General features: G+C 33.5%; 10 protein-coding genes. 5 read left to right on the top strand and 5 right to left on the bottom strand.

Annotated features, from left to right (window positions below; translation table 11 throughout):
- Positions 1 to 287 precede the first annotated feature (287 nt).
- A complete protein-coding gene (locus tag IEV72_RS11490) occupies positions 288 to 2,468 on the top strand; it encodes an endonuclease MutS2 (protein WP_188459266.1) in 2,181 nt (726 codons plus the stop codon).
- Positions 2,468 to 2,896 carry a thiol-disulfide oxidoreductase DCC family protein gene (locus IEV72_RS11495; protein ID WP_188459267.1) on the top strand — a complete coding sequence of 143 codons (429 nt, stop codon included), beginning with the start codon at positions 2,468 to 2,470 and terminating at the stop codon, positions 2,894 to 2,896. The genes IEV72_RS11490 and IEV72_RS11495 overlap by 1 nt, the downstream gene beginning before the upstream one ends.
- An 82-nt stretch (positions 2,897 to 2,978) precedes the next feature.
- On the opposite strand, the gene IEV72_RS11500 is transcribed toward IEV72_RS11495, so the two are convergent.
- From IEV72_RS11500 to tsaD, 4 genes are read right to left on the bottom strand one after another with little or no spacing between them, the layout of a single operon-like run.
- Complete coding sequence (locus IEV72_RS11500; RefSeq protein WP_188459268.1) at positions 2,979 to 3,623, bottom strand: DUF4159 domain-containing protein; 645 nt, start codon at positions 3,621 to 3,623, stop codon at positions 2,979 to 2,981.
- Positions 3,616 to 4,335: a 16S rRNA (uracil(1498)-N(3))-methyltransferase gene (locus IEV72_RS11505; protein ID WP_188459269.1), complete on the bottom strand. Its 720-nt coding sequence runs from the start codon at positions 4,333 to 4,335 to the stop codon at positions 3,616 to 3,618. Before IEV72_RS11505 ends, IEV72_RS11500 begins: the two co-directional genes overlap by 8 nt.
- A gap of 2 nt (positions 4,336 to 4,337) precedes the next feature.
- The gene (locus IEV72_RS11510) at positions 4,338 to 4,961 is read right to left on the bottom strand and encodes a peptidylprolyl isomerase (RefSeq protein ID WP_188459270.1); all 624 of its coding nucleotides are present in this window, start codon (positions 4,959 to 4,961) and stop codon (positions 4,338 to 4,340) included.
- Positions 4,962 to 4,986: 25 nt separating this feature from the next.
- Entirely contained in the window at positions 4,987 to 6,009 is a 1,023-nt protein-coding gene (tsaD, locus tag IEV72_RS11515) for a tRNA (adenosine(37)-N6)-threonylcarbamoyltransferase complex transferase subunit TsaD (RefSeq protein WP_188459271.1), read from the bottom strand.
- A gap of 174 nt (positions 6,010 to 6,183) precedes the next feature.
- Between tsaD and IEV72_RS11520 the strand changes: the two genes are divergently transcribed.
- The 3 genes from IEV72_RS11520 (at position 6,184) to IEV72_RS11530 (ending at position 11,320) form a co-directional block, all read left to right on the top strand.
- Positions 6,184 to 10,614, top strand: a complete 4,431-nt coding sequence (locus IEV72_RS11520) for a translocation/assembly module TamB (RefSeq protein ID WP_188459272.1) — start codon at positions 6,184 to 6,186, stop codon at positions 10,612 to 10,614.
- A gap of 138 nt (positions 10,615 to 10,752) precedes the next feature.
- Positions 10,753 to 10,983, top strand: a complete 231-nt coding sequence (locus tag IEV72_RS11525; RefSeq protein WP_188459273.1) for a hypothetical protein — start codon at positions 10,753 to 10,755, stop codon at positions 10,981 to 10,983.
- A complete protein-coding gene (locus IEV72_RS11530) occupies positions 10,973 to 11,320 on the top strand; it encodes a type II toxin-antitoxin system PemK/MazF family toxin (protein WP_188459274.1) in 348 nt (115 codons plus the stop codon). Before IEV72_RS11525 ends, IEV72_RS11530 begins: the two co-directional genes overlap by 11 nt.
- A 199-nt stretch (positions 11,321 to 11,519) precedes the next feature.
- Here IEV72_RS11530 and IEV72_RS11535 read toward each other — a convergent pair whose 3' ends face one another.
- On the bottom strand, positions 11,520 to 11,870 hold the full coding sequence (locus IEV72_RS11535) for a 4Fe-4S dicluster domain-containing protein (RefSeq protein ID WP_188459275.1): 351 nt from the start codon (positions 11,868 to 11,870) through the stop codon (positions 11,520 to 11,522).
- Between the last annotated feature and the right edge of the window lie 17 nt (positions 11,871 to 11,887).

The following is an 11,887-nucleotide window of genomic DNA, read 5'->3' on the forward strand; positions in this document are numbered from 1 at the left end:
GGGCAGAACTGATTTGACGAATATCAATTTTTGTCGTGTACTTTATGAAAAATTATAATTAAAACCATAATTTTAGTTCAAACTCAAAACGGCTTCTTCCCTTTTAAGGGAAGACCAGAGATGGGTATTAAATATAAAACAACACCCTTTGCCTTTCAGCATTTCCTTCCTAAGGAAAAATTTTAATCAAAGATAAGTTCAGCAACTATTTTTTATGTCTTTTTTGCTATTTAGTTAAGTATGCGAATCCTTCAATTTGAGTAAGTTTGTATAATATTTGAAATTGAATGATAGACATTAGTGAAAAAACCTTACAAGACCTTGAATTTCCTGCGCTCCTCAATCAGTTAGCTGAATTTTGCATCACCGAAAAAGGAAAGGAAAAGGCGTTGAATTTAGTTCCCAAAAAATCGCATAAGCGTTCGTATTTTTCACTTTTGCAAACCCAAGAATACAAATCTTCTGCTTTTCAAGAAGTTCGGATTCCCAATCATGGTTTCGACCGAATTGATAAAGAATTGAGTTTGTTGCAAATCGAAAATTCCCGTTTGGAGCTGAATGGTTTCAGAAAACTCAAAGAACTTTCGATTACCGCAACCACGCTTCAACTTCATTTTGAAAAATACAAGGAAGTTTATCCGCGTTTGTACCAAACTTCTTCCAGTATCGAACACAGCTTGTTTATTCATCAACGCATTGAAGAAGTGGTAAATCGCTTTGGCGAAATTAAAGACGATGCTTCTCCCCTGCTTCAACAAATCCGAAAAAATCTGAATGTTGTAAAAAGCAAAATCGGCAGCAGTTTTGCTAGCGCACTTGGCAGATACAGTAGTTTTGGCTATTTGGATGATATCCGCGAAAGCGTGGTAGAAAATGTTCGAGTATTGGCGGTTTCAGCAATGCACCGACGCAAAGTAAAAGGCCGTGTTTTAGGGAATTCAAAAACGGGAAGCATTGTGTACATGCAACCAGAAGAAACCCAACATTACGATACCGAATTCAATAATCTTCAGTATGAAGAACAGGAAGAAATTCAACGCATATTATTGGCTTTAACCGATGACATGCGACCTTTTATAACAGTTTTGGACGATTACCAAAAGTTGTTGAGTGAAATCGATTTGATTTCTGCTAAAGTGGAATATGCTAGATTGTACAACGGAATTTTACCTAAACTGAATAAAGAAAAAGAGCTTCACTTAAAAGACGCCTTTCATCCATTGTTGCTGATTGACAACCAAAAGAAAAAGGCAAAAACCTATCCGCAAGACATTCGATTGGATAAGGACAATCAAATCATTGTGATTTCTGGACCGAATGCGGGTGGGAAAAGCATTACCCTAAAAACCGTTGGACTCATTCAATTGATGCTGCATTCGGGCATGTTGATTCCTGTACATGAATACAGCAGACTTTGTTTTTTCGATAAGATACTTACAGACATTGGCGACAATCAAAGTATTGAAAATCATTTAAGTACGTACAGTTATCGCTTGAAAAATATGCGGAATTTCTTAAAGAAATGCGACGAAAATACCTTATTTTTAATCGATGAATTTGGAACAGGAACCGATCCTGAATTGGGCGGAGCTTTAGCGGAAACTTTTTTAGAAGTTTTTTACGAAAAGCAATCCTACGGAATCATTACCACGCATTATGCCAACTTGAAAATGATGGCGAATGAAAACAAAGAAATCGTGAATGCCAACATGCTATTTGATGCGCATTCTTTGGAACCAATTTTCAAGTTGAAACTCGGTGAAGCAGGAAGCTCGTTTACTTTTGAAGTAGCGCAAAAAAATGGAATTCCGTATAGTTTGATCAACCGTTCGAAAAAGAAAGTTGAACGTGGGAAAATTCGATTTGACAAAAGCATTGCCAAGTTGCAAATGGAACGTTCAAAATTGGCAAAAACCAATAATGAACTAAAAAACCAAAAACAAGAAGCCGCTTTAGAGCAAGAAAAATACGATGAAATCAATGCGAAGATTCAAGATAAATTAGAAAAATACCAAGAGTTGTATGATTCCAATCAACGCATGATTAGCTTGGGTGAGAAAATCAATTCCATGAGTGAAAAGTATTTCAACTCCAAAAATAAAAAGCAACTCATCGGCGATTTTTTAAAGGTAATTGAAAAAGAAAATTCCAAACGAATTCAAGAATCAAAAAAAGAGCAGCAACGTAAAAAACGAGAAGAACATCGGGTAAAGCAAGAACTTTCTAAAAAAGTGGAGAAAATCCGAGAGAAAAAGAAAGTAGAAAAGGAAAAACAAGCTGAGGAAGAAAAGAAAGAACTACTAAAACCAAAGCACCAACTCAAGTTGAACGACAGCGTTAGAATGATTGACGGGAAAGCCGTTGGTACAATTGATAAGTTTGAAAAAAATAAAGTAGTGGTGAATTACGGTGTGTTTACCACCAGCGTTTCTGAAGATCAGCTGGAATTGGTGAAAAGAGCAAAATAATGGAAAAAGAAAAGCTATTACCCGAAGGAAAAATGCTCATCTTATTTGATGGAGTTTGTCACTTTTGTAATGATTCGGTTAGGTTTATCTTAAAACGAGATAAATATGATTTGTTTTATTTCGCCTCTTTGCAAAGCGAATTAGGTCAGCAAATGACCAAAGAACGTGACATTGACACTGAAAAAGTAGATTCCATTATCTTAATCGATCCTGGAAATGCGTATTACATCAAATCTACTGCAGCTTTGGAAATCGCTAAAAAACTAACTGGTTTGTGGCCAATTTTAGGCATTTTCTCCTACTTACCGGAAAGCTTTAGAAATTGGTTTTATGATTTTGTAGCCCGTAACCGCTACAGTTGGTTTGGAAAAATGGAAACCTGCCCCATGCCAAGCCCAGAAGAAAAATCACGGTTTTTGGATACTTAAATTAGAAGTTATCTGAGAAAAGATAAATCAATTTGTAAGCGTTTAGGATTACATTTTAAAAAAGTAAGTTTACTTACAATTTCTATCTAGTAAATACGTAATTTAAAATATTGGCACCCATTTGAAGCGCTTTTAAACGAACTTCTTCCGGATCGTTATGCACTTCTGGATCTTCCCAACCGTTGCCCAAATCACTTTCGTAAGTAAACAAAACAATTAATCTATCTTCATCAAAAATCCCAAAAGCTTGTGGTGGTAGAGCGTCGTGCTCATGAATTTTAGGTAAGCCTTTTGGAAATGAAAAAGCTTGGTTAAAAATAGGATGATTTGCACTTAACTCTACCCATTCTTTCTCTGGAAAAACCGTTTTAATGGCTTCTTTAAAGTACGGCGCCATTCCGTAGTTATCGTCTGCGTGTAAAAATCCGCCACTCAGTAAATACGTTCTTAAATTTTCTACATCTTCTTCAGAAAAATAAACATTTCCGTGCCCAGTCATGTGTACAAAAGCATAATTAAACAACTCTGGACTTGAAGTTTCAACGGTAACAGGTTGAGCTTCAATTGAAGTGTTAATTTGTTGATTGCTAAATTCAATTAAATTAGGCAAAGCTGTAGGATTACTGTACCAATCGCCGCCACCTTGATATTTGAGTAAGGCAATTTCTTGTGCAAGTCCTGAAGATAGCACGAATAAAAAAGCAATTGAACAGAAAATTTTACGCATCTAAATTAGAGTTTTTTATAGCTATAGAATGGCAAGCAGAAATAGCCGCGGTTTCGGTTCGCAATCTATTTTTGCCTAAAGATACAGCTTCAAAGTTATGTTGCAAAGCCAATTTAACTTCATCTAAACTAAAATCGCCTTCTGGACCAATACAAAGTAAATAATTCTGTTTTGGATTAACAGATCTAAATAGTTCTGTTCGGTTTTCATCTTCATAACAGTGTGCAATCCATTTTTGGTCCGCTTCGATAGAAAGTATGTTTTCAAAAGCTGTTAGATCATTCAATTTAGGTAAATGAAACTGTAAAGATTGTTTCATAGCACTCAAAATTATTTTTTGGTAGCGTTCAATTTTGATGTGTTTTCGTTCGGAATTTTCAGTTAAAATTGGCGTTATTTCATCTACTCCAATTTCAGTAGCTTTTTCCAAAAACCATTCAAATCTATCGTTGCTTTTGGTAGGAGCTACAAGCATGTGCAAGTAATATTGATGATTTTTAGGATAGTATTTATGTGCTAAGACTTCAATTTGGCAGCGTTTGGTTTGCGCCATTGTAATTTTACACAAAAACCAATCTCCTTGTCCGTTGGTAACTTCAATTTCATCTCCAACTTGTTTTCGCAAAACCTTTACAATATGCTGACTTTCAATTTTTGAAAAATCTGCTTGTTGTTGATTTTTAGACAAGTCTGAATGGAAAAATAATTGCATAGTTAATCTGAAATTTTTACCAAGATCTCGCGAATTTTAGTGGGAGTAAATGTTTTTTGAACTAGATAATACCAATTGGCTTCAGCTAAATCTATTTGATAAACTTCATTTGCTAAAAGCTTGGGGTTGTTGATTTCTTCGAAAAAAACAGGAACGGTTTGTTCTTGTTTAAACCAACCTGAATCACCGCCATTATACGAATTTCTGTCCATAGAATACTGTCTAGCAAGCGATTCAAATTGAATGCCTTTATCTAACATTCCTTGTATTTTCTTTCGCAGTCTATCAACTGCTTTTTTAGACATTTTATCTCCATCTAAAAAAATATAATTAATGCGGTAATGTTTTACTTCACGATCTGCTAATACTTCGTAAATTTTGGTTCCCGTGCTTCCTTTTTCTTTGTGTTTTTTTCCAACTTTCTTATCGAACAAAGTAAGGGCAAGTCTTGTTTCGTGTTTTGCTTCATTAAAAACAACTAATTCTCCTTCAGACTCCTGTTCTTTTAATTCTTGCTCGCTTAAACCAAAACCAGTAAACTCATTATAATTTTGGTTAAATAGTCTGTTTTGTGCAAATGTGTTTACTTGTAAAAGTACTAAAGTGATAAGTAATAGTTTTTTCATCTTTTTGGTTAATGTGTGATAATTTTTAAATTTTAAATCGAGCTTGTGCTAGTTTTGTGTTCTTAAAATCTTGTTCTATATATTTATAATAGCCAACAATGGCAATCATTGCAGCATTATCTGTGCAATATTCAAATTTTGGAATATAAGCGATTAAAGTTCCCTGTTTTTCGGCTTCAAGCAAGGCATTTCTAATGGCTGAATTAGCAGAAACACCTCCACCAATTGCTACGTGAGTAATCCCCGTTTGTTGAATAGCTTTTTTTATTTTAGTCATTAAAATATCTACAATGGTGTATTGTAGTGAAGCACAAATGTCTTCTATATTTTCGGATACAAAATTGGGATTTTTTTGTTTTTCACGCTGCAAAAAATACAGAACAGCAGTTTTTAAACCGCTAAAAGAAAAATTTAGATCCTTTACTTTTGGTTTAGAAAAAGTGAAAGCCTTAGGATTTCCTTTAGCTGCTAAACGGTCTATAATTGGTCCAGCTGGATAATCTAGTTGCATCATTTTACCACACTTATCAAATGCTTCTCCAACAGCATCGTCCAAAGTTTCTCCAATCACTTCCATATCAAAAGCAGCATTTACTTTTACAATTTGGGTATGTCCACCACTAATGGTAATTCCTAAAAACGGAAAAGGAGGCCTTTTTTGGGCTTCATCTTCAATAAAATGAGCTAAAATATGCGCTTGCATGTGGTTCACTTCCAACAAAGGTATATTTAAAGCCATTGCTAAAGATTTAGCAAAAGATGCGCCAACTAATAAAGAACCCATTAAACCTGGACCTTTTGTATACGCAATTGCAGATAAATCTGAAGCTTGAATTCCTGCTTTTTCTAAAGCCTGATGAACAACTGGAACAATGTTTTTTTGATGCGCCCGAGAAGCTAGTTCTGGAACAACACCACCATATTCTTCATGAATTTTTTGTGTGGCAATTACATTGCTCAAAGGTTTCCTTATATTTAGAACAGCTGCCGAAGTATCATCGCAAGAAGATTCTATTCCTAGAATATAGACATCGGATGGATTTGGCATTTCTTTTGTTCCTTTTGTTGAAATTAGTCACGCAAAGCTAACTAAATTTGTAGCAGAATAGAAATTTTTTTAAAGGCTTGTTTTTAAAAAGCCATATATTTGAAAAACCTTGATGAACACTAACAAAATAGTATAAAAATTAAAAAGTTTTTCCGCATACTAGGCAGAATTGCCTTGGCCATTATTTTACTTTTACTTTTGGTGGTAATTATTTTTACCATACCAAGAGTACAAAGCTATGCGGCTCAAAAAGTTACAGAAGACATCAATAAAGAATACAACACCAATATTGCGGTTGAAGCCTTAAAAATACAACTTAATGGCGATATTGAATTGAAGCGTGTGTATGTAGAAGATCATCATCAGGACACGTTAATCTATATGGATAAGTTTTCGACTTCCTTGATTAGTCTAGCATCATTTTGGGACAATTCTGTTCAATTAAGCAACACAAAAATTAACAAACTACGTTTCAATTTGGTTCGCTACAAAGGAGAAGAAGAAGATAGTTTTATTCATTTTATCAATCAGTTTAAAGATCCAGACCAACCTAAAGATTCGCTAAATAGAAAAGAATTTCAACTGAAAGCCAATTTTTTATTGGCTACAGAGTCACATGTAAGCATAATTGACGAAACCCGAGCAAATTCAAATTTGTTTAGTATTAAAAATATGTTACTCAATGCTGAAAATTTCAAGATTAAAGGCAGCAATATTGGTGTAGAAATTAGAAAATTAAGTGGTCTTACAGGTAGAAATTTTTTAATTGAAGATTTGCAAACTAAGTTTCAATATTCCCCAACTCAAATTCACTTAGACCAATTAAATTTAGCTACAGATTTATCTAAAGTGCAAGGAGATATTGTAATGAATTACAATCGGGGCGATTTTTCAGACTTTAATAACAAAGTACAATTAGACGCAAAATTTAAATATGCAGACCTTTCAACTTCAGATTTAGCCAAATTTTACAGCGAGTTTGGATACGGTGAACAACTTAGCTTTACTGGTCATCTAACTGGAGTAATGAATAATTTTGATTTGGAAAACATCAATTTGAAAGGGATGCGAAATTCAAAAATTATCGCTCAAAAGTTGAATTTCAAAAACATCATGGATGATGAAAAAGACTTCATTTTAGAAGGAAATTTCGGCGAGTTACAGACTGATTATTCAGATTTGGCTAATTTACTTCCAAGAGTTTTAGGCAATACTATTCCAGAAGAATTAAGCCGTTTTGGCGAATTGAAAATACAAGGTTACACTTTAATTGATGGTGTAAATTTAAAGTCAGACTTTAGCGCTCAAACCAGTATTGGAAATGCGGTTGTAAAACTAAATTTCAAAAATTTAAACGACCAAAAAAATGTACGTTATGTTGGAGATTTGAGTTTTAATGAAATTCAACTTAACAAGTTGCTTTTAGAAGAAAAATATGGAAAAGTTAGTTTTAATTTAAACGTAGATGGTAAAGGCTTTAAACGAAAATTTTTAGACACTGAACTGCAAGGAAAAATAACGAGTTTAGGAATTAATGACTACGAATACAAAAACATTGAAATAGACGGAATACTAAAAGAGCCTAAATTTAATGGGAATTTTAAAATTAAAGATCCCAATATGGACTTGAATTTTTCGGGCTTGGTAGATTTAAGCGAAGAAGAAAGCTTGTATAATTTTGAAGCTAAAATAAATTACATTAACCTGAAAAAAATCAATCTTTACAAACGCGATAGCATTTCTGAAATTGCTGGAAATGTAAAGATGGATATGCGCGGAAAAGATATAAACGACTTAAAAGGAAACATAGATTTAAATAACTTTATTTATAAAAATGAAAATGAAACCTTAGAGTTTGAAGACCTTCAACTCACTTCTAGATTTGAAGATGAAATTAGATATATTGATGTAAACTCTCCTGATGTAATCAAAGGTAAATTATCGGGTATTTTTGAATTAACTGAATTGCCGAAGATTACAGTCAATGCCTTTCAAAATTTATACTACAGGAAAAATCCGGAATCCCTGGGTCAATTTGCCTATGTAGATTTTGAATTTGACATTTACAGTAAAATTGTAGAAGCCATTTTTCCTGAAATTAGATTTGATGCCGGGACCAGTCTTGAAGGAAGCATTGTAGCTAACGATAATTATTTTCGTTTAAACTTTGTTTCGCCAGAAATTGAAGCTTACGGAAATGTTTTCAAGAAAATAAATCTTCAAATAGATAACAAAGACCCACTGATTAATACCTTGGTAAACGTAGATAAAATTAAAACTTCGTTTTATGAAGCTTCAGAATTAGAAATTATAAATCAATCTAAAAACGATACGCTTTTTGTCCGTGCAAATTTAAAAGGTGGTAAAAATAATCGTGACAATTACGATTTAAAGATTTATCAAACTTCAACCGATGCAGACGAATTGATTTTTGGTTTTCAGAATTCTCAATTTTCAATTAAAAATTACGATTGGGAAATTAAAAATGAAGATACCCAAAACAATCGTTTGGTTATTGGAGAAAACTTTCAAAATTTCGAATTTGATTCTATAGTTGCTCATCATCAAAACACATTTGTGAAGTTAAACGGCGTTGTTCGAGATTCAACTTACAAAGACGTTTCTTTGAATTTTAATAAAGTAAAGCTAGAAACCATTACGCCCAGTATAGATAGTCTAGCATTAAAAGGCGAAATGAATGGTATAGCTAGTTTGTTTCAAGACCAAGGAGATTACACGCCAAATGTAGATTTTAGCATTACAGATTTTGAAGTAAATCAACAAAAATTAGGGGTTTTATCGCTTTTTGCAGATGGAGATAAAAACTTAGAAAACTTCAACATAAATGCAAGTTTAAAAAATAACAACGACACGCTCTTAGTTAGTAAAGGCCGAATTTTTAAATCTGGAAGTCAACAAAAAATTGATGCAGACATTACCGCAAATAATTTAGATGTTAGCATGTTTTCTCCTTTAGGTGGCGATGTTATTAACCAAATGCGAGGTGATTTAAGCGGCAGCGTTTCAGTAACAGAAAACTTAACAAAACCCGCGCTAGAAGGAACTTTATTTTTAGAAAACGGTGGCTTACAAATTCCATATCTAAATATCGATTTTGACTTGTTGGGTCAGACCGAAATAAATGTGCTTAAAAATGCTTTTGTATTTACAGGGGTTGAATTAGAAGACACAAAATATCAGTCTGAAGGCAGGTTAGACGGATTAATTGCACATAATAATTTTAGCGATTGGGAGCTAGACTTAAACGTTGGTGGCACCAATTTTATAGCTTTAGACACTCCATTTGAAGAAGGAAAATTATATTATGGAACAGCTTTTATTACTGGAAATGCTGAAATTGTTGGACCCATTGATGATTTAGTGATTAATGTAGATGCTCGAACCAATAAAAATACACTTTTTAGAATTCCGTTAGACGATTCTGAATTTCTAACCGATGCTTCATTTATTTATTTTTTAACCGAAGCAGATAAACTTGCAAAAGCGGAAGGAAAAAGTCTTGAGTTAAGAGAAGTGAAAGGATTGAGCTTAAATTTTGACCTTGACATTACGGAAGATGCTGAAGTTGAAATTGTAATTGACAAAGAAAGTGGAAGTACTTTGCGAGGTCGCGGTACCGGAAACTTACTTATAGAAATTGACACCAATGGCAAATTCAATATGTTTGGAGATTTTGAAGCCATTGAAGGTATTTACGATTTTAAATACGCCGGTTTGGTTAACAAGAAATTTAATGTGGTGCCTGGCGGAACATTAACTTGGGATGGCGATCCGCTGCAAGCCAACATGAATGTTGAAGCCGTGTACAGAACGCAAGCCAATCCTGCCATGATCCTGGAAAATCCGAGTATTAATAGAGATATTCCCGTTGAAGTGACCATCAGTTTAAACGGAGAATTAATTCAGCCTGATATAAATTTTGATATCAACTATCCCAATTTATCTTCCATTGTAAAATCTGAGTTAGATTACCGTATTCAAGGAAGAGAAAATACAGAATTGCAAGCCATTTCTTTAGTGGCGCAAGGTACATTTTATAATATAGACGGAATTGGTGGACAAGGCGCTATTACAGGAAATTTAGTAGAAGGCGCTTCCGGCTTAATAGATAAAATATTTTCTGATGAAGAAGGAAAATTTAAAGTTGGTTTAGATTATACTCAAGCTCAACGAACTCCCGACCAAAACCAAACTGGCGATCGCGTTGGAATGAGTTTTCAAACACAAATAAGCGATCGAGTGCTAATCAACGGTCGTTTTGGTGTTCCCGTTGGTGGAACTACCGAAAGCTTTGTTTTTGGAGATGTAGAAATTAATCTGCTGCTAAATGAATCTGGCTCATTACGAGCAAATGCGTTTAATCGGGAAAGCGATATTCAGTTTATAGGAGAAGAACTAGCTTACACCCAAGGAATAGGTGTTTCATATAATGTAGATTTTCAAAATTTTCGGGATTTGTTATATAAAATCATTAATAAAGAAGCCATTCGGCAACCTGAAACTGAAAAAGAAAGCACAGAAGAAAAAGAAAAGAAAAAATCAGTTTTACCAGATTATATTGAATTACCGAATAACGGGAATTAAATATAAAACGCTAAAATTTTAGATGCTAATCTAAAACGTGAAATCAAAAAAAGTTACTACATTCAACTTTAAAATTGTATTAAATTTCACTTTAGCATATACTAAAAAGATATATATTTGTGATATACAAATAAGATTATGAAATCAATATCATTAAAAATAGACGAATCAATTTTTGGAGATACTGAAAAGATACTTAGTAGCTTAAAAAAACCACGCAATAGGTATATTAACGAGGCAATTGAATTCTATAATAAATTCCAACGCAAACAAATACTTGAAGAAAAATTAAAAAAAGAATCGGCTTTGGTTCGAGAGAATTCGATGTCAGTTTTACAGGAATTTGAAAAAATAGACCATGCAGATTAAACAATTTGAAATTTGGATTGCTGATTTAAACCCACGAATAGGAACTGAGCCAGGGAAAAAAAGACTTGTTTTAGTAGTTCAGACCAATTTGCTTAATCAAGTACCGCATCCTTCTACAATTATATGCCCAATTACTACAAATATTAAGAAAGAATCAGAAATATTAAGAGTGCATTTAAAAAAAGGAACGGCCAACTTATATGAAGATTGTGATGTAATGGTTGATCAAATACGTTCAATTGATAACAATAGGCTAACAACAAAAATTGGAGCTTTACCAAAAGACAGCATTAAGTTAATCAAGGAAAATATCAAAATTGTTATGGACTTAGATTAAATTTTTGCTGGTAGAAGAGCAATACTGGATTCAAATCACACATGCAACTCGATCATTAAATAATATTTTTTAACTGAAAGCGCGAAGTTGCAAACTTCGCAAAGCTGAGTAAAAAGTTATTTATACTTTGATATTCGTACTTCTAATATCATCGCACTTTTAATACTATTTTTTTTTAAACGGTACTCTAAATGAAATCCTATTCTTTATGCATAAAAGATTGCTTACCGAGTAATTCTTCTTCCGTTTCTTCGTGTTCTTCATCTGGAACACAACAATCTACAGGGCAAACCGCTGCACATTGTGGTTCTTCATGAAAACCCATACATTCTGTACATTTATCTGCTACAATGTAGTAAACTTCATCATCTATAGGCTCTTGCGCTTCTTCAGCATTCACTTCTTTTCCGTTAGGCAATACAATATTTCCTTCTAAATCTGTTCCATCTGCATATCGCCAATCGTCTGCACCTTCGTAAATTGCTGTGTTCGGGCACTCTGGCTCACACGCACCGCAATTAATACATTCATCTGTTATCTTGATAGCCATCTTTCTTTTTTTAAGTA

The organism is Psychroflexus planctonicus, from assembly GCF_014640195.1.
GTDB classification, from domain to species: Bacteria; Bacteroidota; Bacteroidia; order Flavobacteriales; family Flavobacteriaceae; genus Psychroflexus; species Psychroflexus planctonicus.

Excerpts from the sequence above, each read along its gene's own strand:
- IEV72_RS11510 (WP_188459270.1), bottom strand. The coding sequence starts at position 4,961 with ATGAAAAAACTATTACTTATCACTTTAGTACTTTTACAAGTAAACACA.
- IEV72_RS11525 (WP_188459273.1), top strand. The coding sequence starts at position 10,753 with ATGAAATCAATATCATTAAAAATAGACGAATCAATTTTTGGAGATACT.
- IEV72_RS11535 (WP_188459275.1), bottom strand. The coding sequence starts at position 11,870 with ATGGCTATCAAGATAACAGATGAATGTATTAATTGCGGTGCGTGTGAG.
- IEV72_RS11530 (WP_188459274.1), top strand. The coding sequence starts at position 10,973 with ATGCAGATTAAACAATTTGAAATTTGGATTGCTGATTTAAACCCACGA.
- tsaD (WP_188459271.1), bottom strand. The coding sequence starts at position 6,009 with ATGCCAAATCCATCCGATGTCTATATTCTAGGAATAGAATCTTCTTGC.
- IEV72_RS11490 (WP_188459266.1), top strand. The coding sequence starts at position 288 with ATGATAGACATTAGTGAAAAAACCTTACAAGACCTTGAATTTCCTGCG.
- IEV72_RS11505 (WP_188459269.1), bottom strand. The coding sequence starts at position 4,335 with ATGCAATTATTTTTCCATTCAGACTTGTCTAAAAATCAACAACAAGCA.
- IEV72_RS11495 (WP_188459267.1), top strand. The coding sequence starts at position 2,468 with ATGGAAAAAGAAAAGCTATTACCCGAAGGAAAAATGCTCATCTTATTT.
- IEV72_RS11500 (WP_188459268.1), bottom strand. The coding sequence starts at position 3,623 with ATGCGTAAAATTTTCTGTTCAATTGCTTTTTTATTCGTGCTATCTTCA.